We start from the raw sequence: 22,268 nt of genomic DNA, 5'->3' as shown, positions 1-22,268 counted from the left end.
AAGAGGTCAGTCCAGGGTGAACGGGTCGTACTTGATCCGGTCCAGCGGGGTGCCGGCGACCAGCATCCGGGACACGGTCGCCCGGATCATGGACGGCGAGCCGCACACCAGCACGTCCCGGTCCTCCCACGCCCCGTAGCGCGTGACCACGTCGGCCAGGGTGCCCTGCTCGACGCCGCGCGCGCCCGGGTCCGACTCCAGCACCGGCACGACGGTCAGCCACGGGTTGGTCATGGCGAACCGCTGGAGGTTGTCCAGGTCGTACAGGTCCTCGCGGCTCCGCCCGCCCATGAACAGGTGCACGCGCGGGTTCTCGCCCCACTGCGCCATCTCGTCGATGATCGCGTGCATCGGCGCGACCCCGGTCCCGCCGGCGACCATCAGCACGTCCCGCCCGGACTTGCGGTCGACGCTGAGCCGACCCATCGGCGGGCCGAGCCGCCAGACGTCACCCGGCTGGGTGTGGCCGACGATCGACCGGCTGACCCACCCGCCCTCGACCGAACGGATGTGGAACTCGATGATGCCGTCTTCGCGAGGCGCGTTCGCGGGCGAGTAGTACCGCCACAGCCGCGCGCGCTGCGGCGTCTCGACGCTCACGTACTGCCCGGCGCGGTACCCGACCGGGTGGTCCGGCTGCAGCCGCACGACCGCCAGGTCCCAGCTCACCCGCTGGTGGTCGAGCACGGTGGCGTGCCAGTAGGCCGGGCCGTCGTCGGCCGCCGCGGCCTCCTGCATGGCCCTGGCCATGATCGTGTACGCCTCGGCCCAGGCCATCTCGACCTTCGGCGTCCACGCGGGCCCGGCGAACTTCTTCACCGCCGCGAGCAACGCCGTGCCGACGGACTCGTAGTGCACGTTGAGGACGCCGAACTTGCGGTGGTCGCGGCCGAGCTGGCGCAGGAACGGGATCAGGTCGTCGGGTCTGTCCACCATCTGCACGACGTGGACGAGGGCGCGCAGCAGTCGGCTGCGCTGGACCTCCATGTTCACGGGGAACATCTCACGGGTCGCCGGCGCGAGGCTGAAGAGCATGCCGTAGAAGAACTTGGCTACCTCTTCGGCGCGCGGCTCCACCACCGCGAAGCTCTCCCGGATCATCCGCACCATAGCGGTGACACCAGGAGGAGGTTCGCGGTGTGGCGGGCTCGGGATGGGGCTCAACACGGCGTTCGCAGTCATGGTCCGGGCGCAGTCTCCACGTTTCTGGCGGCGCCAGCAAGGGCGCTACGTCCTCGTCAAGCTTCCATCCCCGACGAGGGGACACTAACCCGCCAACTGGCCGGTCGACTCCTTGATGCCACCTTCGAGTGCAGTGCGGTTACGGACGGTCGCGCAACGTTCCCGCGAACGGGTGGACATTCCCTTCCACGTATACCGAATCCAGCGCTTGCGGCCCACCGCCAGACGCACCACCCCTCACGCGACGTGGGCCACACGACACGGTCGAGGCGTCCGGCCGGAGTTCCCGGCCGAGGTTCACCCTGGTGGCGGCCGGCAACGCTCCCGGGTGCGGTGGGCCGCAGTCGCCTGTGGATTCCCACCTGCGGATTGTGGACAACTCAGGTGCCGGTGTGGACAACCGGCTGCGACATGTGGGTGACGGCCGTCAGCCGTTCTCGGACCGCTCGGCTGCGCTGCGTTCAACGCAGAACTCGTTGCCCTCCGGGTCGGCCAGCACGACCCACCCCTTGCCGTCGGGGCGGCGCATGTCGGACACGAGCGTCGCCCCGATCCCGAGCAGCCGCTCGACCTCGGCGTCACGGGTGGTGTCGGGCTGCAGGTCGAGGTGGACCCGGTTCTTCACCGACTTGGGCTCGGGCACGTGGATGAACAGCAGTCCCGGTCCCCCGGGCAGGGCGATGAGCACTTCGGGGTCGCCCGGGAAGTCCTCGTCGGTGAGCGGCTGCCCGGTCACCGCGCTCCAGAAGCCGGCCAGCTCGTAGGCGTCCCGGCAGCCGATCGTGATGTGGCGCACGAGTGAGGTCATGCGGTGATGGTCTACGCCGAGGACGATGCGGTGCACGCGAGTTTCCGGTCGCACCCCGACCGTGGCCCACACCACACGACTTCCACCGGGTTGAGCGGAACTGGCTCAACTTTTCTGACGTTGACGTGGATGATGGCTGGTGCCGGACGCCGGCCCCTGCGCACGAACACCGACCGAGGTGAGGAATGGACGCTTTCAACCCGACCACCAAGACGCAACAGGCCGTGTCCGCCGCCGTGCAGGCGGCGACCATCGCGGGCAATCCCGACGTCGTCCCGGTCCACCTCCTCGGCGCGCTCCTGGCCCAGGGCGACGGCCTGACCGCGCCCCTGCTGTCCGCCGTCGGCGCGGACCCGAAGCAGGTGCACAAGGAGCTGGAACAGCTGGCCAGGGCGCTGCCCGCGGCCAGCGGGTCGTCCGTGTCGGCGCCCCAGTTCTCCCGCGACGCGGCCCGCGTGCTGAGCAAGGCGCAGGAGCTCGCCACCGAGATGGGCGACGAGTACGTGTCGACCGAGCACCTGCTGGTCGGCCTCGCCCACCACGGCGGCCAGGTCGCCGACCTGCTGCGCCGCCACGGCGCGCACCCCGAGGCGCTCAAGGAGGCGTTCGGCAAGGTCCGCGGCTCGGCGCGGGTCACCAGCGCGGACCCGGAGAGCACCTACAAGGCGTTGGAGAAGTACGGCGTCGACCTGACCGAACGCGCCCGCAAGGGCGAGCTGGACCCGGTCATCGGCCGCAACACCGAGATCCGCCGCGTGGTGCAGGTGCTGTCGCGCCGCACGAAGAACAACCCGGTGCTGATCGGCGAGCCGGGCGTCGGCAAGACCGCCATCGTGGAGGGCCTGGCCCAGCGGATCATCGCCGGTGACGTGCCCGAGAGCCTGCGCGGCAAGAAGGTCGTCGCGCTCGACCTCGGCTCGATGGTGGCGGGCGCGAAGTACCGCGGCGAGTTCGAGGAGCGGCTGAAGGCCGTGCTCAAGGAGATCACCGACTCCGCGGGCCAGGTCGTCACGTTCATCGACGAGCTGCACACGATCGTCGGCGCGGGCGCGACCGGCGAGTCCGCCATGGACGCCGGCAACATGATCAAGCCCATGCTGGCCCGCGGCGAGCTGCGCATGGTCGGCGCGACCACGCTGGACGAGTACCGCGAGCACATCGAGAAGGACGCCGCCCTGGAGCGCCGCTTCCAGCAGGTCCTCGTCGGCGAGCCGTCGGTCGAGGACACGATCGGCATCCTGCGCGGCCTCAAGGACCGCTACGAGGTGCACCACGGCGTGCGCATCACCGACGCCGCCCTGGTCGCCGCCGCCACCCTGTCCGACCGGTACATCACCGCCCGCTTCCTCCCGGACAAGGCCATCGACCTGGTCGACGAGTCCGCGTCCCGGCTGCGCATGGAGATCGACTCCCGGCCGGTCGAGATCGACGAGGTCGAACGCGCGGTGCGCAGGCTGGAGATCGAGGAGATGGCGCTGGCCAAGGAGTCGGACGCGGCCTCGGTGGAACGCCTGGCCGCGCTGCGCGCCGAGCTGGCCGAGCAGCGCGAGGACCTGGCCGGGCTGACCGCGCGCTGGCAGAACGAGAAGGGCTCGATCGAGAAGGTCCGCGACCTGAAGGAGCAGCTGGAGCAGCTGCGCGGCGAGTCGGAGCGGGCCGAGCGCGACGGTGACCTGGGCCGGGCCGCCGAGCTGCGGTACGGGCGCATCCCGGCGTTGGAGAAGGAGCTGGAGACGGCCACCCGCACCACGCAGGACGCCGCCGTGATGCTGAAGGAAGAGGTCGGGCCGGACGACGTGGCCGACGTGGTGTCCGCGTGGACGGGCATCCCGGCGGGCCGGCTGCTGGAGGGCGAGACGGCGAAGCTGCTGCGCATGGAGGACGAGCTGGCCAAGCGCGTGGTCGGCCAGGCCGAGGCGGTGCGGGTCGTGTCGGACGCGGTGCGGCGCACCCGTGCGGGCGTGGCGGACCCGGACCGGCCGACCGGTTCGTTCCTGTTCCTCGGCCCGACCGGCGTCGGCAAGACGGAGCTGGCCAAGGCGCTGGCGGAGTTCCTGTTCGACGACGAGCGGGCGATGATCCGGATCGACATGAGCGAGTACTCCGAGAAGCACTCGGTGGCCCGCCTGGTCGGGGCGCCTCCCGGCTACGTCGGCTACGACCAGGGCGGGCAGCTGACCGAGTCGGTCCGCCGCCGCCCCTACTCGGTCGTGCTGCTGGACGAGGTCGAGAAAGCCCACCCGGACGTGTTCGACGTGCTGCTGCAGGTGCTCGACGACGGCCGGCTCACCGACGGCCAGGGCCGCACGGTCGACTTCCGCAACACGATCCTGGTGCTGACCTCGAACCTCGGCTCGCACGTCATCGCGGACGCCGCCCTGGACGAGCGGCAGCGCGACGACGCCGTCATGTCGGTCGTGCGGGCGCACTTCAAGCCGGAGTTCCTCAACCGGCTGGACGACGTCGTGGTGTTCCACTCGCTGGCGACCGAGGAGCTGACGTCCATCGTGGACATCCAGGTCGACCGGCTGGCGCAGCGCCTGGCGCAGCGGCGGCTGACCCTGGACGTCACCCCCGCCGCGCGCGAGTGGCTGGCGCTGAACGGCTTCGACCCGGTGTACGGGGCCCGGCCGCTGCGGCGGCTGGTGCAGTCGTCCATCGGCGACCAGCTGGCGAAGGAGCTGCTGGCGGGCGAGGTGCGTGACGGCGACACGGTGAAGGTCGAGGTGCTGGACGACCACTCGGGCCTGATCGTCGGCAAGGCCTAGGGGGTCGTCTGCCGCTTCGGCGCACCTGGCGTTCGACCTGCTGTGTCGCGGACGCGCCCGGGAAGCCCGCACCACCGGCTCCCGGGCGCGTCCGCTCGTCCACGGCGCCGCCGCCGTTCAGCCTTCCGTCCGGACGCCCAGCCGTCCGTCCGGCGCTTCGGCGCTTCCGCGCTCCCGGGGCGTCCAGCGCTTCGGCGCTTCCGGGGCGTCCGGCGCTCCCGCGCGGAGTCCGCCGTTCTGCGCCTCCGCGTGCCGAGCAGGCTGCGCAGAGGTCCCCGACCGGGGGATCCCCGATTTTTACTCTGCCGGCCGGGACCGACACCGGGCGAGTGGCCGGCATGTGCCTGTGGACAACGCTGTGGCCTGTGGATAAGTCGTGGCTGGCGGTCGTCGGGCAGGCGTGGGAGCCCGGCGCGCCCGGCCCGCGATCCGGGTAACAGCTTGATCCGTTTGCGCGACCCACGCCCCAAGTGATCTTCGTTTGTTCACCGCCGCCCGCTACTCTCGCACCGTGGGCATACCGGCGTGGGTCTGGTTCACCGTCGCCGCGGTGGCGGGCGTGGCGGGGTTCGCCCTGCTCGCGACCGACCGGGCACAGCGAACCGCGCGAAACCGCGAACGCCGCCGCTGGGCGGCGCTGCGCGGCTGGCAGTTCGAGGAGACCGACCACGTGCTGCCCACCCGCTGGGAGAGCGGCGCGATCGCCTACTACGGCGTCGGCGTGGCCAAGGACGTCGTCGCCGGCTCCACCTTCACCGCCGACGGCCGCCGCCAGGTGTACGTGCTCGACCACGAAACCGGCGGCAAGGTCAACTCCGTGCTCGTCGGCGTGCGCTGCCGCCGGGCGTTGTCCGTGGTCATCGAGCTGTGGCTGCCCAGCGTGCCGTTCCAGCGCGACCAGATGCCCGACCTGCTCGGACCGGTCGGTTCGCGGTACGCGTTCGTCAGCGAGCTGCCCGCCGCGCGCAAGCTCATCACCCCCGACCTGGTCGACGCCGCCGAGGAGATCGGCGGCGACGTCACCGTCGTCTGGCTGGAGAACGACTGGGTGCTGGCCGCCGCGCCGCCCAACTCGACCCCCGCCCGCCTGGAACGGCTGCTGCGCGACCTGGGCGAACTGGCCGACGTGATCGACCCGTTCGAGGCCGACCCCGAAGCCGACGCCGAGATCCACCGCCCGCAGTTCGGGCGCAAGCCGTGACGCCGCCGACCGCCCTGGTCACGGGCGCCTCGTCGGGCATCGGCGCCGCGTTCGCCCGCCGGCTCGCCGCCGAGGGCCACGACCTGGTGCTCGTCGCCCGCGGCGAACAGCGGCTGGAGGAGACGGCGGCCAAGCTGCGCGCCGCGCACGGCATCACCGCCGAGGTGCTGCCCGCCGACCTGGCCACCGACACCGGCCGGGCGAAGGTCGCGGACTTCCTCGCCGAACGCGACATCGACCTCCTGGTCAACAACGCGGGCTTCGCGATCTCGTCGGAGTTCGTCACCGCCGACCCGCTCGACCTGCAGTCCCAACTGGACGTGAACGTGACGAGCGTGCTGCGGCTGACCCGCGCGGCGCTGCCCGGCATGGTGGCGCGCGGGCGTGGCGCGGTGGTCAACGTGTCCAGCGTGGCGGGTTTCCTGCCCGGCCGCGGCACGACGTACAGCGCGGACAAGGCGTGGGTGACCGCGTTCTCCGAGGGCATGTCGATGGCCACGGCGGGCACGGGTGTGCGCGTGATGGCACTGTGCCCGGGTTTCGTGCGCACCGAGTTCCACCAGCGGGCCAGGATCGACATGTCCAAGACACCGGACCTGCTCTACCTCGACGCCGACCGGGTGGTGCACGACTGCCTCGCCGACCTGCGCGCGGGCAAGCCGGTCTCCGTGCCGGGCGCCCAGTACAAGGCCATCACGCTGTTCGCCCGCCTGGTTCCGCGCGCGCTGGTCAGGCGGCTGGCCTCCCGCGTGGCGGGCGGGCGGGGACGCACTTAGAACTGCCGGGAACCCCGACCCGGTCCGGTCCGTCCCACTCCACTAGTTGGAACAGGGAGGAACCGTCCATGGGCGAGCAGTTCAGAGTGGAGCCGCCGGAGCTCCGCGGTTACGGCGAGTTGCTGACGCGCAACGCGCAGCACTTCATGACGATCAAGGACCACGCGATCTCCAAGGGTGGCGACACCTCGGGGTTCACCGGTCTGCTCTCGCTGCTGCAGCCCATCGTGACCGGCGTGGCGTCCCTGTACGGGGAGACCCTCGACTTCGCGAACCAGATGATGGTCAAGGAGGCGGAGAGCATCAACAAGGCCGCCGACATGTACGAGAAGAACGAGGAGATGGTCATGAGCATCCTCGACCGGGTGCTCTCCCAGCTCCACTCCGTGGCCGAGGCGCCCTCGCTCGGGGGTGGCGGCCGATGACCGCCTACGCGGACGTCGAAGACCCGTCGGTCGCGCTCAGCGCCGCCGCGGAGGACCGGCCCGGCCGGCAGTCGACCAAGGAGCTCATCGAGAAGGCCGGCTGGAAGATCCAGGGCGTCAACTGGATCTACGAGCAGGTCACCGGCGAGAACCTGCTCGACGCGCTGATCAAGCCGCTGCTCGGCGACTTCGAGAAGATCGACGAGAACGCCAACGCGTGGGACCGGGTCGCCAAGGCGCTCGACTCCGTGCGGCACAACGTGGACGCGGGCGCGGAGCAGCTGTCGTCGCACTGGGACGGTGACGCGGCGAAGGCGTTCGAGACGCGCATGGGCACCATGTGGGTGATCGCCATCGAGGCGGACTCGCAGGTCGCGCGGATCATCGGCAACCAGTTCCGGTCGACGGCCGGCACCTGCCGCACCGCGTGCGGCCTGGCGCTGACGCTGCTGGACATGCTGGTCGGCAAGCTGATGGAAGCCGCGATGACGGCGTGGATCCCGGTCGTCGGCTGGGGCCGCGCGGTGTGGATGGTCTACGACGCGATCCAGATCGTCGACGCCATCCGCAAGATCATCATCGCGATCCAGACGCTGATCGAGGGCGTCCAGGGCATGATCGACGGCATCGTCGCCATGGGCACCGCGCTGTCCAAGCTGAAGGACGTGCGCGACGTCAGCGACCTGCTCGACGTGGTCGACGGGTACCAGGACGGCAAGGAGAAGTACGACAACGGCGTGGCCGCGGCGAAGAGCGGCGCGATCGGCGTCGGGCTCGGCGCGTACGGCCTGGGCAAGGCCGGCAACGCCGCCAACGGCCGCTACAGCCAACCACCGCCCACAGCGCCCGCGCCCGCTCCGGCCGGGGCTAGCTCCGGGGCGGGTTCGGGCTCCGGGTCCGGCTCCGGCGGGGGTGACGGCCAGTGACGTTCCCGTACGACAAGGCACGGCTGGACGCGCTGGTCGCCGACGTCGAGAAGCGGATGGCGAACGTCGAGGAGACCGCGCGGGCGGCCGGCCACGTGCAGCTGCGGTCGCGGGGGCTGACGCAGGCGGACTTCGCCGAGATCTCGCGGTTCGCCAACAGCCCCGGCGCGCCCCGGGAGCTGAAGGAGCTGGCCCGGCGGGTCGACGCGGGTGAGATGTCCTGGGAGGACATCGCATCCGGGCGGGCCGTGGACGACGAGGGCGTGCAGCGCGCTCTGCAGACCGGTGTGCCGGACCTGCAACGCGCCTACACGGCGATCCAGGAGGGCAACGACCCGGAGGACGTCATCTCCGCCGGCACGCCCCGGCCCGGTGGGCGCGGCGACGATGACGACGACCAGCCGAACAAGTTCACCGAGGACGCCTGGTAGACGAGCGTGAGGTCAGGCCTGGTCACCGGGGACGACACCGAGTTGTCCACAGGTGCGGGCCTGACCACCTCTGACCGTCGGACCCGTGGGGCAGAATAAAATCAGGGGTCCCTCTGGCGGGGACGCCTGCGTAGCTCCGAACGGTGGCCGGCCGGAGGCGTCGACCCACCGGAACCCCTGCCGATCTGAGCCGTGAGAGATCCGGAGCGGACGAGACGGGTGGCGGAGGGCGGCCGGCGCGGGGTGGCCTGGGCGTCGGCGGGGCCGCGTTCAGGTCAGCGTGGGGAAGTCGAACGCGCCGGCGCTGGTGTGGTTCGTCCCGGCCCCGCGCACCACGTCGTAAGCCACCGCCGCGGCGATCGCCAGCGAACGGACCGGGTCCGGGGTGCCCGGCCGGAGGGTCAGCACGTCCCGCCGCACGCGCCGCCCGTCCCGCTTCACGATCGCGCCCGGGCTGAACGACGCCACCTCGTGCAGCAGGCACAGCCGCTGCCCGGCCGCGTCGAGCAGCCCGTAAGCGCCGTGCCCCTCGTGCCGCACCGACCCGGCCACCGCGCCGTTCGGCCACGTCACCCGGGTCGGCGGCCGGCCGGCGCCCTTGCGGATCAGCAGCAGTTGCCGCCCGCGGTCGGCCAGGGCCAGGTCGAACGTCGTGCGGCCGGAGAACGCGGTGACGCGCAACAGCTTCCGCAGCGGCCCGAGGAACCGGCGTTCGGAGACCGACGCGATCAACGCGCCACCGCCGTCGTAGACGTCGTTGCGGTACCTGGTGCCCAGCAGGTGGCGCAGCACGCCCCAGGGCTGCTCGATGATCAACGTGTCGGTGCCGGGAAGGGTCACGGTGTGCCAGCGTACGGCGAGGTATGACACTCTTGGCACCCGTGCGAACTGATGTGGTCCTGGACGCCGCGGCGAAGGCCGAGCTGGCGCGGTTGGTGAGCGAGTTGGCCGTGGTGCACGGCAAGGTGACGCTGTCCTCGGGCGCCGAGGCCGACTACTACATCGACCTGCGGCGGGCGACGTTGCACCACGCCGCGTCGCCCCTGATCGGCAAGCTGCTCCGGCAGCTCACCGCCGACTGGGACTACGTGGCCGCGGGCGGGCTGACGTTGGGCGCCGACCCGGTCGCCTGCGCGATGATGCACGCCGCCGCGAACGCGGGCGAGGTGCTGGACGCGTTCGTCGTGCGCAAGGCGGCCAAGCAGCACGGCATGCAGCGCCGCATCGAGGGCATCGAGGTCGCCGGGCAGCGGGTGCTGGCGGTCGAGGACACCTCCACCACCGGCGGCAGCGTGCTGACCGCCGTCGAGGCGCTGCGCGAGCACGGCGCCGAGGTGGTCGGCGTCGCGACGGTCGTCGACCGCGGCACGGGCGCCCGCGAGGTGATCGAGGAAGCCGGGCTGCCGTACCGGTACCTGCTGGACCTGGCCGACCTGGGCCTGGCCTGACGTGGCCGCCGCCCTGGTCCTGCTGCTGGTGATCGTGGCGATCCTGGGTGTCGGGGTCGCCGTCGGGGTGGCGCGCCGGAAGCGGAACCCGTTCACGAACCAGCAGTTCGTGAGCCAGTGGGAGCAGCAGATGCGGGCGTTGGAAGCGTCCCTGGGGTGGCGGTTCGTCGCCGAGGACCAGGGCTTCCAGGAACGGGTGCCGCAGATCGGGCGGATGCTGGAGGCCGACCGGAGCCGGGTGAAGTTCCAGCTCGTCGGCCACTGGCGCGGCGTGCCCGTGCTCGCCGTGGAGGTGGTGTTCCGCGCGGACAACGTGGTCACGTCGGAGTACCGCACCTACACGGTGGTGGTCGTGCCGCGCCCGATGCCGGGCCCGTGGGTGCTGATCAGCCCGCGCGCGGACAGCGTGTGGGGCCTGTTCGAGCAGTTCGTGGAGACCGGCGACCCGGTGTTCGACGGGCGGTACGAGGTGCGCCGCCGCAACCCCGCGTTCGCCTCCGCCCTGCTCGCCTCCGGCCTCACGCAGGCGTTGCTGCAGGACCCGAGGGCCAACGGGGTGGCGATCGCGTTCGACGAGCACACCCTCGCCGCCGCCGTGCCGGGACCGCTGCTGCAGGCGCCGCTCGCCCACCTGGCCGACCTGCTGCTGGACGTGGCGGGCCGGGTGCCGTGGCAGTCGCTGCCGCGGGGCTGAACCCCGGTCGCACCGCTTAATACGGCGGCATGTGATCGCCCGGCGGCCTACTGTGGCAGGCAGGGAGGTCGCTATGGTCGCGCGCGCTTTCGCCGAACTCGTCATGGTGGTGCACTTCGCCGTCCTGGTGTTCCTCGTGGTCGGGGGATTCCTGGCCTGGAAGTGGCCTCGGGCGCTGTACTTCCACCTGGCGATGGCCACCTGGGGCCTGCTGGTCGTGCTGTTCCCGATCGCCTGCCCCCTCACCTGGCTGGAGAACGAGCTCCGCGCCGCCGCCGGCCGGCCGGAACTCGCGAGCGGCTTCATCGACACCTACATCGACGGCGTCCTCTACCCGGACTCCGCGGCCCGCCTGGTGCAGGTGCTCGTGGCGGTCGTGGTGCTGGCCTCGTGGACCGGTTACTACCTCAAAAGACGCGGTGAACAGACCTGTAATTCAGTGCAGTTCACCAATCAGCGATAAATCGGCCATTCGCCCTCACCGGGGTGGCCCAATCGTTCGACCCGTCCGTACCAATCTCATTTCCGGGGCTGTCCGGTGCCTTACCCTTCAGCTATGGGTCGGGGAAGGGTGGGCGGCGATGGGGGTGGCTCGGGCAAGTCTTGACGTTCGCGAACCGGCACACCGGGCAAGGCGCAGGTCGTCGGCGTCGGCGGTCGGTTCGCGGTTGCGGGATTACGTGGTCTACACGCCGATCCTGGGACCGGTCGAGGGTGGGGCGGCTCTCGCGCTGGTCGGCGGCTGCGCGGTCGCTTTCACGGGGCAGGGGTTGGTGCGGACCGCCGGGCTGGCGTCGGCGGCGACCGCCATCGCGGTCCTGTTCGCGATGCTCGTGGTGAACCGCGTGGTGTGGCGAGGTCGGGACGTCCTGGAACGCAGGCTCTTGTTGGAGTACTGCGACCGGCTGGAAAAGGTCCACGGCCAGAAGTGGTCGGTCAAGAGCTGGGTGCAGGAAGTCGACATCCAGCCCAACGGCGACGTGCGGCAGCGCATTTCGTTCACCGTTGTCGCGCTGTGCGAGGTGCTGTACTTCTGCACGTTCCACGACCGGGTGAACTGGAACTGGCCCAGGCGCCACCGGCGTCGGGTGCAGGCGCACGTGCGCAGCGTCGAGGTTCGCGGCGAGGGCGGGACCAGGTACGACTTCACCACGTCGTGGCAGGACAACGGCGTGCTGAAGATGATCGTCCACCTCCACGAAAGGGTGCCGCGCGGCGGGGAGGTCAGTCTTTCGGTGGACATGTTCTGGCCCGCGAAGTGCCTGCCGTTGATGCGGGGGGACCGGGCGGACGAGTTCCTGACCTCGTTCGCCGAACCGGTGCCGTTCGCCCGTTACGTGATCCGGCTCCCCGTCGGGGAAAGGGCGTCGTTCGACAAGATCGGGATGCTCACCGAGCAGGATGACTACTCGCTCAACAGGGAACTCAACGAGGTCGGTCAACCGGAAACGACGTTGACGGTGCGAAACCTGCCCGCCTACCGGAAGTTCGGTGTGCGGTTGGACTTGGCGTGACGGGCCCGATAGTGCGGCGGGCCCGTCATGGGCGGTCCGACGTCACTTGTCGGTGTCGCCGCCGCTGCCGCTTTCCCCACCTGCGACCACGAGGGTTTCCTGTTCTGTCGTCGACCGCGCGAAGCCGCCGTGCCGTTATTCCTGCCGGGGTGGAATCATGCCGTAAAGATCGGCATCGGCAAAATGCGAACTCGACTCGTAATCGAATTCCCGGTCGGTGGGAGGGACGCATCAGCGTACCCGGTGCCCCAGGTCCGGCTTGGTCGCGCCCGCGCGGGTGGGTCATGATCGCGGCATGCGAGTGGTCCTCGAAGGGTTTCACGCGGTCAAGCACGCGGTTCGGTTCGGTGGAGCCGTGGGGACCGTGGTGGTGCTCGACCGGGACAGGGCGGTCGGGTTGGCGAGGTCGCACGCGCCCGACCTCGTGGACGTCTTCGAACGGGCCGAGGTGGTCGGGCGGGCCGAGTTCGAGCGGGTGATCGGGCGGACGCACCCGACCGGGGTGGGCGCGCTGGCCGAACGGCCCGCGGTCGAGTGGGCGGAAGCGGGGCGGAGCGCGCCGCTGGTGCTGCTCGACAACCCGCGCAACCTGGGCAACTTCGGCGCGGTGATCCGGGTGGCGGCCGGGCTCGGCGCCGGCGGGGTCGTCTCGCTGGGCGACGTCGACCCGTGGCACCCGAACGTCCTGCGCGGCAGCGCCGGGTTGCACTTCGCGCTCCCCGTCGGGCGGCTGGCCGGGGTCGACGACGTCCGCGGCACGGTGATCGCGTTCGACGCCGACGGCCGGGACCTGGGGGACGCGCTCATCCCCGACGACGCGGTGCTGGCCTTCGGCTCGGAGCGGCACGGGCTGTCGCCCGAGGTGCGGGCGCGGGCCGACCTGGTGGTGTCGCTGCCCATGCGGCCGAAGGTGTCCAGCTATAACCTGACCACGAGCGTCGCCATGGGCCTCTACCACTGGCAACTGCTCCGGCGAGCTTCTTGAACGGTTCAGTAGGCAGGCTGGTGAGGTGACGTCACCACCGAAGCTCCTCGCCGCGCGCGCCGGTGTCGCCGAACGCGCGATCGAGTCCCGGCACCTGCGCCGGGTCTGGGGGGTGCCGGGCACGGTCCTCGGCGCGGTCGCCTGGCCGCCCGGCTGGCCGGGCCGGCTGCACGTCCGGTTCGGCTACTGGTGGCAGGCGCACCTGCTCGACTGCGTCCTCGACGCCCAGCTGCGCTCGCCGAAGGACGCGCGGGTCGCGCTGGTGCAGCGGCTCGTGCGCGGCATCCGGGTGCGCAACCTGGTCGGCTGGACCAACGACTACTACGACGACGTGGCGTGGCTCGGGCTGGCGCTGCTGCGCGCCGAACGGGAAGTCGGGATCGCCCGGCCGAAGGCCATCGCCACGATCGCCGACCGCCTCCGCTCCGGGTGGACCGACCACGGCGGCGGCGGCATCTGGTGGCGCCGCGACGACGACTTCAAGAACGTCCCGGCCAACGGTCCGGCGGCGATCCTGTTCGCCCGGCTCGGCGCGCGGGCCGACCTGGGCCGCGCCCGGTCCATCGTGGACTGGGTCGAGGACACCCTGGCCGACCCGGACACCGGGCTGCTGTGGGACGGGTTGCACGTCCACCCGGACGGCACGGTCCGCGAGGTCGAGAAGAACCTCTACACCTACTGCCAGGGCGTGGTGCTGGGCGCGTGCGTGGAGCTGGGCGGCCGGTACCAGGACAAGGCGGCCCGGATCATCGACGGCGTGGACAAGCACCTGGCCACCGACGGCGTGCTGCGCGGCCACGGCGGCGGTGACGGCGGCCTGTTCAGCGGCATCCTCACCCGCTACCTGGCGCAGGCCGCGCTGCGGCTCGACCGGCCCGAGGCGGCCCGCGCGGCGGACCTCGTGCTCCACTCCGCCGAGGCCGTGTGGGCGAACCGGACCGCGGTGGTGTCCGGCCCCCTGTTCGGCCCGGAGTGGGCCGAACCCGCGGTCAAGGACGGCGGCCCGGAGCGCGACCTGTCGGTCCAGCTCGGCGGGTGGATGGCGCTGGAGGCCGCGGCCCTGCTGGAACGCGACGGGATCACGCCGTCGCGGAGCTGAGCCGGCGCCCGGGAACCGGCCGTCAGTGACAGCCGCACGACTGCCGGTGTCGCAGCACGGGCGGCAGCCGGATCGTCTCCGGCGCCCGGTCCGGGTCTTCGATGCGGGACAGCAGCAGCCGCACCGCGGTGCGCCCGATCTCCTCCACCGGCTGCGCCATCGCGGTCAGCGGCGGGTCGACCAGCTCGGCCCACTCCACCTCGTCGTAGGTGACCAGCGCCAGCTCCGACCCGATCCGCACCCCCCGCGCCCGCGCCGTGTGCAGCACGTCGATCAGCACCTGGTGGTCGTTCACCACCACGCCCGACACCTGCCCGAGCAGCGGCTCCAGCGACGGTCGCACGAGGTCCTCGTCCCACGCCAGCCCGGCCCGGCCGAGGCCCAGCCGGTAGCCGAGCACCCGCTCGTCGGTGGTCGCGAGCCCCGGCTGGCCGGACACCAGCCCGATCCGCCGGTGGCCCAGCTCCGCCAGGTGCCGGACCAGCGTGGACGTGGCCTGCACGTTCTCCGGGCCGACCTGGTCGACGTCCTGGGCCACGGTCAGCCGGTCCACCAGCACCGTCGGCACGCCCAACCGGCGCAGCTCGGGCAGCGCGGCCGAACCGGACGTCGGCGTGAGCAGCACCCCGTCCACCCGCCGTGAGCGCAGCATCCGCACCGCGGCCTGCTCGGACTCGGCGGTGTCCCGGGTGTCGATGAGCACCAGCGTGTAGCCCGCCCGGGTGGCCTCGCCCTCGATGGCCGCGATCAGCTCGGCGAAGTACGGGTGCGACACCAGCGACACCGCGAGGCCCAGGGACTTCGTGCCGCCGGTGACGAGCGAGCGGGCGATGGCGTCGCCGGTGTAGCCGGTCTCCTCGATCGCCTGGAGCACCCGTTCGCGGGTGGTCGCGGCGACGGACCTGGTCTCGTTGATCACGTGTGAGACCGTGGTGATGGAGACGCCGGCGAGACTGGCGACCTCCCGCATGGTGACCATGGACTCGTCCCCGTTCGGGCTGGCGCAAGCGATTGCGTGGGGACTTTACCTGGTAGGAGGACGTCCCGTGGTTTCGGTGCTGTGCGTCGGTCTGACCACCGTCGACGTGAGCCAGCGGGTGGCCGAGTTCTCCGTCCCCGGCCAGAAGGTGCAGTCGCTCGGCGTGCACCTGTCACCCGGCGGTCCGGCGGCGAACGCGGCGCGCGCGGTGGCCGCGCTGGGGCACCGGGCGGTGCTGCTGACGTCGCTGGGCGGCGAGCTGGGCGACTTCGCCCTGGCCCGGCTGCACCCGGTGCGGGTGCGCTCGGTCGGCGCGGCCGGCCCGGCGCTGAGCATGGTCGCGGTGCGCGAGCGCGACGGCGAGCGGACCGTGATCTCGCGCAACGCCGCCGCGGTCGACGCGGCCGGGCCCGACGCGGCGGTCACCGTGGACCCGGCGCTGGTGGAGGCGGCCGACGTGGTGCTGGTGGACGGCCACCTCGGCCCGCTCGCGGTGGGCGCGGCGCGGCTCGCGAAACGCGCCGGCGTGCCCGTGGTGCTCGACGCGGGCAGCTGGAAACCCGTGCTGGACGACCTGCTGCCGCTGGTGGACGTGGCCGCGTGCTCGGCGGCGTTCGAGCTGTCGGAGGCCGAGCTGCACGCCAGGGGCGTGCCGCTGGTGATCCGCACGCACGGCCCGCGGCCCGTCACCTGGTCGCGTGGTGGTGTCACCGGCTCCCAACCGGTACCTGTTGTCGAGGCGCGCGACACCAACGGCGCGGGCGACGTGTGGCACGGTGCGCTGGCGGTCGCGGTCGCCGAGGGCCTGGCGGTGCACGACGCCGTCCGGTGGGCGAACGAGGTCGCCGCGGTGCGGGTGCGCCACACCGCGCGGGACTGGGTGGAGGAGCTGGGACGGTGGCGGGACAGCGGGTGAAGTTCGACGAGCTGGTCGACCGGGCGCGGCTGCTGGTGGACACCGGCGAGCGCAGGCTCCTCGGCATCGGCGGCGCGCCGGGCTCGGGCAAGTCGACGTTGGCGCGCCGGTTGGTCGACGCGCTGGGCGAGGACGCCGCCCTGGTCGGCATGGACGGCTTCCACCTGGCGCAGCGGGAGCTGGACCGGCTCGGCCTCGCCGACCGCAAGGGCGCGCCGGACACGTTCGACGTCCCCGGCTACCTCGACCTGCTCGGCCGGCTGAAGGCGGGCGGGCCCGACGTGGTGTACGCGCCGGAGTTCCGCCGCGAGATCGAGGAGCCGATCGCCTGCGCGGTCCCGGTCGACCCGGCCGTGCCGCTGGTCGTCACCGAGGGCAACTACCTGCTGATGCGGTACGACAAGTGGAAGCGCGTGCGGGTCGTGCTGGACGAGGCGTGGTTCCTGATGATCGACGAGGAGCTGCGGGTGGCACGGCTGATCGACCGGCACGTCCGGTACGGGCGGTCGGCGCAGGACGCGCGCGAACGCGTGCTGCACGGCTCCGACCACGTGAACGCGCGCATGGTGAACGCGTCCGGGTTCACCGCCGACCTGGTGATCACCGAGGTGCTGTGACCCGTCACGGCGTCGTCGAGGGCACCTCTTCGTCCACCGGCTTCTTCATCTCCTGCCGGTACCGGAACAGGCCGTAGGCGGTGCCGAAGACGAAGAACGCGATGCTGACGACGACCGCCACCGTCTCCAGCCACGGCACGGCGGTGAGCAGGCCCGCGCCGTAGTAGCCGGCCAGCACCAGCGTCGGCACCCACGCGACGGCGCCGATCGTGGTGGCGAGCATGAACCGCTTCGGGTCCATCCGCGCCGCGCCGGCGATCATCGGCGCCAGCGTGCGGACCCAGGGGATCCACCGGGCCAGCACGATCGCCCAGAAGCCTCGTCGGTCGAGGAAGTCGCGGGCCTTGGCGAGGTTCTCCTTGTTGAGGACCTTGCCGCCGCGGCGGGCCAGCAGGCGCGTGCCGGTGTGCCGGCCGATGTAGTAGCCGATCTGGTTGCCGACGACGGCCACGGCGAGCGCGACCCCCGAGAGCAGCCAGGCGGACAGCTCGCTGTCGTGCGACGCGAGCACCACACCGGCGGCGAACAGCAGCGAGTCGCCGGGCAGGAACAGGCCGAAGATGAACGCGCACTCGAAGAAGATGAAGCTCAGCGTGATCAGCCACACGGCCAGCGGGCCTGCGGAATCGAGCTGAACGAATGCGACGGTTTCGGACGTTGCGGACAACACCACGCCATGCAGCCTACGTGGGACACCGACCCGGGCTGGGCGACATGGGGATAACGCCTTGCCGAAGCCTCGACGTCGTCACGGATCGCACGGGCCCGAACACGGGCTGGAGTGATCGCGGTCGCGGGGGTTAGCGTGGACGGATGGAGGCCTTGCTCGCCGAACTCCGCTCCGCCGTGGGCGCCGACGCGGTGCTGACCGACGTCGACGTCACCGCGAGCTACCAGCGCGACATGATGCCGCTGGCGCCCTACGGGCAGCCGCTGGCGGTGGTGCTGCCGACGTCGGCGGCGCAGGTGCAGGCGGTCGTGCGGGCCTGCGCGGCGGCGCGGACGCCGATCGTGCCGCGCGGCGCGGGCAGCGGGCTGTCCGGTGCGGCGAACGCCGTCGAGGGCTGCGTGGTGCTGGCGACCACGAAGATGAACGCGATCGTGGAGATCGACCCGGACAACCGGCTGGCCGTGGTCGAACCGGGCGTGGTGAACCTCGACCTGCGCGGCGCGGTGGAGAAGCACGGGCTGTTCTACCCGCCCGACCCGTCCAGCTACGACTGGTGCACCATCGGCGGCAACCTGTCCACCAACGCGGGCGGGCTGTGCTGCGTGAAGTACGGCGTGACCACCGACTCCGTCCTCGGGCTGGACGTGGTGCTGGCCGACGGCGAGCTGCTGCGGACCGGTCGGCGGACCGTCAAGGGCGTGGCCGGGTACGACCTGACCAAGCTGTTCGTCGGCAGCGAGGGCACGCTCGGCGTGATCACCCGGGCGACCCTGGCGCTGCGGCCGCTGCCGCAGGCCCCGGCCACGCTGGTGGCCACGTTCGGCAGCACGGCGGCCGCGGGCGTGGCGGTGAGCCGCGTGGTGACCGAGGGCATCGTGCCGTCGTTGATGGAGATCATGGACCGCACGTCCATCCGGGCCGTGGAGCAGCACCTCAAGACCGACCTGAACGCGGGCGCGGCGCTGCTGCTGTGCCAGTCCGACTCGGGCGGCGAGGCGGGGCGGCACGAGCTGGCCGCGATCGAGCAGGCGTGCGTGGCGGCGGGCGCGGAGCTCGTCTACGCCACCGACGACCTCGGCGAGGGCCGCGACCTGCTCACCGCGCGGCGGGCCGTGCTGACCGCGCTGGAGGTCTACGGCGCGTGGCTGACCGACGACGTGTGCGTGCCGCGGACGAAGATCGCGGACCTGATCGCAGGGTGCGAGCGGATCAGCGAGTCGCTGGGGCTGCGGATCGCCGTGGTCGGGCACGCGGGCGACGGCAACATGCACCCCACGATCGTCTACGACCCGACGTCGGCGGACGAGTTCGCGCGGGCGCGGCGGGCGTTCGACGACATCCTGGCCCTGGGGCTGGCGCTGGGCGGCACGATCACCGGCGAGCACGGCGTCGGCAAGATCAAGCGCGAGTGGCTGGCCCGCGAGATCGGCCCGGTCGGCCTGCGGGTCCACCGCGAGATCAAACGCGCGCTGGACCCGGAGAACCTCTTCAACCCGGGCTCGATGTTCGACCTGGGGTAGCCGGCGGCCCGGGCGAGGCTCAGTCGACGGGCCGGATGCGCTGCGTCTCGTCCACCCGCTCGATGACCTGCGTGATGTCGGCCGCCTCCTGCGCGAGCAGGGACTTCTTCTCGCGGCGCGCCTTCACGATCTCGATGATGATCGGCACCACGGAGAGCAGCACGATCAGGATCAGCATCATCTCGAGGTTGTCGCGCACGAACTGGATCTGGCCGAGGAAGTAGCCGAGCACCGTCAGGCCCGCGGCCCACGCGACGCCGCCGATCAGGGAGTACGTGAAGTACTTGCGCGGGTCCATCCGGCCGACGCCCGCCATGGCGGTGATGAACGTGCGCACGATCGGCACGAACCGGGCCATCACGATCGCGCGGGCGCCGTACTTGTCGAAGAACTCGTGCGTCTTGTCGACGTACTCCTTCTTGAAGATCTTCGACTCCGGCTTGGCGAACAGCGCCGGTCCCGCCCGGTGGCCGATCCAGTAGCCGACCACGTTCCCCGCCAGCGCGCACACCGTCAGGAGCAGGCACACCAGCCACAGCGGGTACTCCAGCACCCCCGAGGCCACGAACAGGCCCGCGGTGAACAGCAGCGAGTCACCCGGCAGGAAGAAGCCCACCAGCAGGCCGCACTCCGCGAAGATGATGAAGCACAGGCCGACCAGCATGTACGGCCCGAGCCCCTTGAGCAGGATCGCCGGGTCGAGCCAGTCCGGACCGAGGGCAACCGTGGAGGTGAGCGCGACAGTCACGGCCACCACGGTACAGGCACCTACCTGAGGGTCATGACCGCCACGACCGTGCCCGCGGCCAGCCCGAGCAGCACCGAGAGCAGCAGCACCCACCCCGCGCCCAGCGCCGGACGGGCCCGCCGCACGGGCAGGTGGGGGTGCGCGCCGGAGCTGGTGGCCTGTGCGCGCAACGCGTCGGCCACCAGCTTCTCGTGGTCTTCGGGCACCGGCTCAGTCTTTCACCCACGCGCCCCGGCTCATCACCTCGCGCGGCTTCAGCTCGGCGTCGAGTACCACGACGTCGGCGGCGAGCCCGGCCCGGAGTTCACCCGTGCGGCCCTGCAACCCCAGCAGCCGGGCGGGACGCGTCGAGGTGGCGTGCACCGCCTCCTCGACGGTCAGGCCGCACGACTGCACCGCGTTGCGGAACGCGGCGTCCATGGTCAGCGTGCTGCCCGCGAGGGACGCGCCACCGGCCAGCGTCGGCACGCCGTCCACCACCCGCACCTCCAGGCCGCCCACGTCGTAGACGCCGTCACCCACGCCCGCCGCCGCGATGGCGTCGGTCACCAGCACGGTCCGCCGCACGCCCGCGTGCCGCGCGGCCAGCCGCACCGCCGTCGGGTGCAGGTGCACCAGGTCGCAGATCAGCTCGACGGTGACGCGCTCGTCGTCCAGCAGCGCGCCGATCGGACCCGGCTCGCGGTGGTGCAGCGGCCGCATCCCGTTGAACAGGTGGGTGGCGACCGACGCGCCCGCCTCGACGGCCGGTCGGATCTGCGCCTCGGTGGCGTCGGTGTGGCCGATCGCGGCCAGGACGTCGTTGGCGACGAGGTGGCGCACCGCGTCCACGCCGTGCTCCAGCTCGGGCGCGACGGTGATCATGCGGACCGCGCCGCCGCCCGCGCCGAGCAGCTCGTCGATCGAGGCGCGGTCCGGCGGGCGGAGGATCGCCGGGTCGTGCGCGCCGCAGCGCGCCGCGGACAGGAACGGGCCCTCCAGGTGGATGCCCGCGACCACGTTGTCCCGCACCAGCTCGGCCAGCGCCCTGACCTGGTCGGCCAGCTCCGGCACCGGCCTGGACACCAGGCTCGCCAGCAGCGTGGTGGTGCCGTGCCTGCGGTGCGCGTTCGCCGCCTTGACCACCCGGGCCGGGTCGGCGCTGGTGAACGCCTCACCACCGCCGCCGTGGCAGTGGATGTCGACGAAGCCCGGCACCAGCCAGCCGCCGCCCACGTCCGTCGTCGGGCCGTCCGGTGGCGCCCCCTCGCCGACGGCCGCGATCAGGCCGTCCCGCACCGCCACCCACCCCTGGTCGAGCACCCCGTCGGGCGTGACGACCCGACCACCGGTCAGGGTCACGTCCACGGGTCCACCCCACGTGCTCATCTCTCCTCCAGCATGTCGATGGCCAGCAGCGCGGCCCCGAGGCACCCGGCCTCGTCGCCCAACGCGGCCAACCGCAGTTCCGGGCGTCGCTGGAACGTGATCAGCTCGTCCAGTCGTCCGCCCAGCGGATCCGTCAGCTTCGGACCCGCCAGCGCCAGGCCGCCGCCGAGCACGACGGCTCGCGGGCCCAGCAGCGCGGCTACCAGCAGGATGCCCTTCGCGAGCGCGTCGACGGCCTCGCGCCACACCTCGGCCGCGTCGACATCACCCTCCGTGAGCAGCCTCGCCACGTCCACCGCGCCGTTGACGTGGCGGTTCGTGCGCTCGGTGTAGCGGCGGGCGATCGCGGCGCTGCTCGCCCGCGCCTCGACGCAACCCGTCTGGCCGCAGCCGCACGGGTCGCCGTGGCCCACGTCCACGTGCCCGACCTCGCCCGGCGCGGACGAGATCCGGCCGTCCAGGACGAGGGCGGCGGCGATGCCCGTGCCGATCGGCATGATCACCGCGTCGGTCAGGTCGCGGGCGTTGCCCTGGCGCAGCTCGGCCAGGCCGCCGGCCCGCACGTCGTGGCCGAACGCGGCCGGCAGGCCGGTCGCCGCTTCGATCCGGTCGCGGAACGGGTAGTCGGCCCAGCCGAGGTTGGCCGAGTAGACCCCGGTGCCGGTCGCCTCGTCCACGATGCCCGGCACGACCAGCCCGATCGCGTCGACCGGGTGCTCCGAGGCGGTGCGCAGCTCGTCGACCAGCAGGGCCACGTCCTCGACCACGGCGTCACCGCCGGGCCTGGTCGCGCGCCGCTGCTGCTTCACCGCCACCACCCCGCCGGGACCACCGGTGACCAGGGCCGCCTTCGTCCCGGTCCCGCCGACGTCGACGGCTATCACGTGTCTTGTGCGCGCCACGAGGACCGATACTGCGGCATCCGACCGCCATTGGTCTATACCAAGTGTCCGATTGGGCGAGTCCGGTCCGGCCGCGAGTTGTCCACAGGCCGCCCTCGCCGGGCCGGATCCGTCGGTGCTCGGTGGCAGGATCAAGAACAGGGATCCCCTGGGCGGGGACCCCTGCGCAGCCGTTCCGGCTCGCCGGGGGTGGGCGGGCGACCAGCGACTCGATGGCCCGACGGTGGGCGAGGGCCGGCCCCGGGTGACGGTCGGCGAGGCGACAGGCCGGCGGAGGCCGGCGTCGGTTCG

General features: G+C 72.0%; 24 protein-coding genes. 15 read left to right on the top strand and 9 right to left on the bottom strand.

Annotated elements, in window-relative coordinates:
- Window positions 1–6: 6 nt before the first annotated feature.
- A complete protein-coding gene (locus tag IOD16_RS35840) occupies window positions 7–1,110 on the bottom strand; it encodes an FAD-binding oxidoreductase (protein WP_123744960.1) in 1,104 nt (367 codons plus the stop codon).
- Between the two features lie 499 nt (window positions 1,111–1,609).
- The gene (locus IOD16_RS35835) at window positions 1,610–1,990 is read right to left on the bottom strand and encodes a VOC family protein (RefSeq protein ID WP_201437922.1); all 381 of its coding nucleotides are present in this window, start codon (window positions 1,988–1,990) and stop codon (window positions 1,610–1,612) included.
- Between the two features lie 185 nt (window positions 1,991–2,175).
- On the opposite strand from IOD16_RS35835, the gene clpB reads away from it, so the two are divergent.
- The 6 genes from clpB to IOD16_RS35805 all read left to right on the top strand — a co-directional run bounded on the left by clpB (window position 2,176) and on the right by IOD16_RS35805 (window position 8,517).
- Window positions 2,176–4,758: an ATP-dependent chaperone ClpB gene (clpB, locus tag IOD16_RS35830; protein WP_123744962.1), complete on the top strand. Its 2,583-nt coding sequence runs from the start codon at window positions 2,176–2,178 to the stop codon at window positions 4,756–4,758.
- Window positions 4,759–5,269: 511 nt separating this feature from the next.
- The gene (locus tag IOD16_RS35825; RefSeq protein ID WP_201437921.1) at window positions 5,270–5,959 is read left to right on the top strand and encodes a hypothetical protein; all 690 of its coding nucleotides are present in this window, start codon (window positions 5,270–5,272) and stop codon (window positions 5,957–5,959) included.
- The gene (locus IOD16_RS35820; protein WP_123744963.1) at window positions 5,956–6,735 is read left to right on the top strand and encodes an SDR family NAD(P)-dependent oxidoreductase; all 780 of its coding nucleotides are present in this window, start codon (window positions 5,956–5,958) and stop codon (window positions 6,733–6,735) included. The genes IOD16_RS35825 and IOD16_RS35820 overlap by 4 nt, the downstream gene beginning before the upstream one ends.
- 68 nt (window positions 6,736–6,803) lie before the next feature.
- Complete coding sequence (locus tag IOD16_RS35815) at window positions 6,804–7,160, top strand: hypothetical protein (RefSeq protein WP_123744964.1); 357 nt, start codon at window positions 6,804–6,806, stop codon at window positions 7,158–7,160.
- Window positions 7,157–8,086, top strand: coding sequence for a WXG100 family type VII secretion target (locus IOD16_RS35810; RefSeq protein WP_123744965.1), 930 nt, complete (start codon window positions 7,157–7,159; stop codon window positions 8,084–8,086). The genes IOD16_RS35815 and IOD16_RS35810 overlap by 4 nt, the downstream gene beginning before the upstream one ends.
- Window positions 8,083–8,517: a hypothetical protein gene (locus IOD16_RS35805; RefSeq protein WP_201437920.1), complete on the top strand. Its 435-nt coding sequence runs from the start codon at window positions 8,083–8,085 to the stop codon at window positions 8,515–8,517. Before IOD16_RS35810 ends, IOD16_RS35805 begins: the two co-directional genes overlap by 4 nt.
- A gap of 270 nt (window positions 8,518–8,787) precedes the next feature.
- On the opposite strand, the gene IOD16_RS35800 is transcribed toward IOD16_RS35805, so the two are convergent.
- Window positions 8,788–9,357 carry a hypothetical protein gene (locus tag IOD16_RS35800; protein WP_123744967.1) on the bottom strand — a complete coding sequence of 190 codons (570 nt, stop codon included), beginning with the start codon at window positions 9,355–9,357 and terminating at the stop codon, window positions 8,788–8,790.
- Between the two features lie 53 nt (window positions 9,358–9,410).
- On the opposite strand from IOD16_RS35800, the gene pyrE reads away from it, so the two are divergent.
- The 6 genes from pyrE to IOD16_RS35770 all read left to right on the top strand — a co-directional run bounded on the left by pyrE (window position 9,411) and on the right by IOD16_RS35770 (window position 14,257).
- Window positions 9,411–9,965, top strand: coding sequence for an orotate phosphoribosyltransferase (pyrE, locus tag IOD16_RS35795; protein ID WP_123744968.1), 555 nt, complete (start codon window positions 9,411–9,413; stop codon window positions 9,963–9,965).
- A 1-nt stretch (window position 9,966) separates the two neighbouring features.
- Entirely contained in the window at window positions 9,967–10,659 is a 693-nt protein-coding gene (locus IOD16_RS35790; RefSeq protein WP_123744969.1) for a hypothetical protein, read from the top strand.
- A gap of 73 nt (window positions 10,660–10,732) precedes the next feature.
- Window positions 10,733–11,122, top strand: coding sequence for a DUF2784 domain-containing protein (locus IOD16_RS35785; RefSeq protein ID WP_201437919.1), 390 nt, complete (start codon window positions 10,733–10,735; stop codon window positions 11,120–11,122).
- Window positions 11,123–11,327: 205 nt separating this feature from the next.
- Entirely contained in the window at window positions 11,328–12,173 is an 846-nt protein-coding gene (locus tag IOD16_RS35780; RefSeq protein ID WP_201437918.1) for a hypothetical protein, read from the top strand.
- A gap of 355 nt (window positions 12,174–12,528) precedes the next feature.
- Window positions 12,529–13,158 carry a TrmH family RNA methyltransferase gene (locus tag IOD16_RS35775; RefSeq protein WP_236594578.1) on the top strand — a complete coding sequence of 210 codons (630 nt, stop codon included), beginning with the start codon at window positions 12,529–12,531 and terminating at the stop codon, window positions 13,156–13,158.
- 25 nt (window positions 13,159–13,183) lie between these two features.
- A complete protein-coding gene (locus IOD16_RS35770) occupies window positions 13,184–14,257 on the top strand; it encodes a glycoside hydrolase family 76 protein (protein ID WP_201437916.1) in 1,074 nt (357 codons plus the stop codon).
- Between the two features lie 22 nt (window positions 14,258–14,279).
- On the opposite strand, the gene IOD16_RS35765 is transcribed toward IOD16_RS35770, so the two are convergent.
- Window positions 14,280–15,236, bottom strand: a complete 957-nt coding sequence (locus IOD16_RS35765) for a LacI family DNA-binding transcriptional regulator (RefSeq protein WP_201437915.1) — start codon at window positions 15,234–15,236, stop codon at window positions 14,280–14,282.
- A 67-nt stretch (window positions 15,237–15,303) separates the two neighbouring features.
- Here IOD16_RS35765 and IOD16_RS35760 point away from each other — a divergent pair, with 67 nt between their 5' ends.
- Window positions 15,304–16,152 carry a PfkB family carbohydrate kinase gene (locus IOD16_RS35760; protein ID WP_236594577.1) on the top strand — a complete coding sequence of 283 codons (849 nt, stop codon included), beginning with the start codon at window positions 15,304–15,306 and terminating at the stop codon, window positions 16,150–16,152.
- Window positions 16,134–16,769: a nucleoside/nucleotide kinase family protein gene (locus tag IOD16_RS35755; RefSeq protein WP_236594576.1), complete on the top strand. Its 636-nt coding sequence runs from the start codon at window positions 16,134–16,136 to the stop codon at window positions 16,767–16,769. Before IOD16_RS35760 ends, IOD16_RS35755 begins: the two co-directional genes overlap by 19 nt.
- A 4-nt stretch (window positions 16,770–16,773) precedes the next feature.
- On the opposite strand, the gene IOD16_RS35750 is transcribed toward IOD16_RS35755, so the two are convergent.
- A complete protein-coding gene (locus IOD16_RS35750; protein WP_123744976.1) occupies window positions 16,774–17,442 on the bottom strand; it encodes a DedA family protein in 669 nt (222 codons plus the stop codon).
- Between the two features lie 140 nt (window positions 17,443–17,582).
- On the opposite strand from IOD16_RS35750, the gene IOD16_RS35745 reads away from it, so the two are divergent.
- Window positions 17,583–18,959 carry an FAD-binding oxidoreductase gene (locus IOD16_RS35745; RefSeq protein ID WP_201437913.1) on the top strand — a complete coding sequence of 459 codons (1,377 nt, stop codon included), beginning with the start codon at window positions 17,583–17,585 and terminating at the stop codon, window positions 18,957–18,959.
- A gap of 19 nt (window positions 18,960–18,978) precedes the next feature.
- Here IOD16_RS35745 and IOD16_RS35740 read toward each other — a convergent pair whose 3' ends face one another.
- The 4 genes from IOD16_RS35740 to IOD16_RS35725 are packed head-to-tail and all read right to left on the bottom strand — an operon-like array spanning window position 18,979 to window position 21,977.
- Window positions 18,979–19,716, bottom strand: coding sequence for a DedA family protein (locus IOD16_RS35740; RefSeq protein WP_123744978.1), 738 nt, complete (start codon window positions 19,714–19,716; stop codon window positions 18,979–18,981).
- 11 nt (window positions 19,717–19,727) lie between these two features.
- Window positions 19,728–19,913 (bottom strand): hypothetical protein, encoded by a 186-nt coding sequence (locus IOD16_RS35735; RefSeq protein WP_201437912.1) that lies wholly within the window; start codon window positions 19,911–19,913, stop codon window positions 19,728–19,730.
- A gap of 4 nt (window positions 19,914–19,917) precedes the next feature.
- On the bottom strand, window positions 19,918–21,075 hold the full coding sequence (gene nagA, locus IOD16_RS35730; protein ID WP_123744980.1) for an N-acetylglucosamine-6-phosphate deacetylase: 1,158 nt from the start codon (window positions 21,073–21,075) through the stop codon (window positions 19,918–19,920).
- Window positions 21,072–21,977: an ROK family protein gene (locus IOD16_RS35725; protein ID WP_236594575.1), complete on the bottom strand. Its 906-nt coding sequence runs from the start codon at window positions 21,975–21,977 to the stop codon at window positions 21,072–21,074. The genes nagA and IOD16_RS35725 overlap by 4 nt, the downstream gene beginning before the upstream one ends.
- Window positions 21,978–22,268: the final 291 nt, after the last annotated feature.

Origin of the sequence: Saccharothrix sp. 6-C (genome assembly GCF_016695385.1) — a bacterium.
Classification (GTDB): domain Bacteria; phylum Actinomycetota; class Actinomycetes; order Mycobacteriales; family Pseudonocardiaceae; genus Actinosynnema; species Actinosynnema texasense.
This window is presented reverse-complemented; position numbering and strand designations above follow the sequence as displayed.

Excerpts from the sequence above, each read along its gene's own strand:
- IOD16_RS35840 (WP_123744960.1), bottom strand. The coding sequence starts at position 1,110 with ATGGTGCGGATGATCCGGGAGAGCTTCGCGGTGGTGGAGCCGCGCGCC.
- IOD16_RS35835 (WP_201437922.1), bottom strand. The coding sequence starts at position 1,990 with ATGACCTCACTCGTGCGCCACATCACGATCGGCTGCCGGGACGCCTAC.
- clpB (WP_123744962.1), top strand. The coding sequence starts at position 2,176 with ATGGACGCTTTCAACCCGACCACCAAGACGCAACAGGCCGTGTCCGCC.
- IOD16_RS35815 (WP_123744964.1), top strand. The coding sequence starts at position 6,804 with ATGGGCGAGCAGTTCAGAGTGGAGCCGCCGGAGCTCCGCGGTTACGGC.
- IOD16_RS35810 (WP_123744965.1), top strand. The coding sequence starts at position 7,157 with ATGACCGCCTACGCGGACGTCGAAGACCCGTCGGTCGCGCTCAGCGCC.
- IOD16_RS35785 (WP_201437919.1), top strand. The coding sequence starts at position 10,733 with ATGGTCGCGCGCGCTTTCGCCGAACTCGTCATGGTGGTGCACTTCGCC.
- IOD16_RS35765 (WP_201437915.1), bottom strand. The coding sequence starts at position 15,236 with ATGGTCACCATGCGGGAGGTCGCCAGTCTCGCCGGCGTCTCCATCACC.
- IOD16_RS35745 (WP_201437913.1), top strand. The coding sequence starts at position 17,583 with ATGGAGGCCTTGCTCGCCGAACTCCGCTCCGCCGTGGGCGCCGACGCG.
- nagA (WP_123744980.1), bottom strand. The coding sequence starts at position 21,075 with ATGAGCACGTGGGGTGGACCCGTGGACGTGACCCTGACCGGTGGTCGG.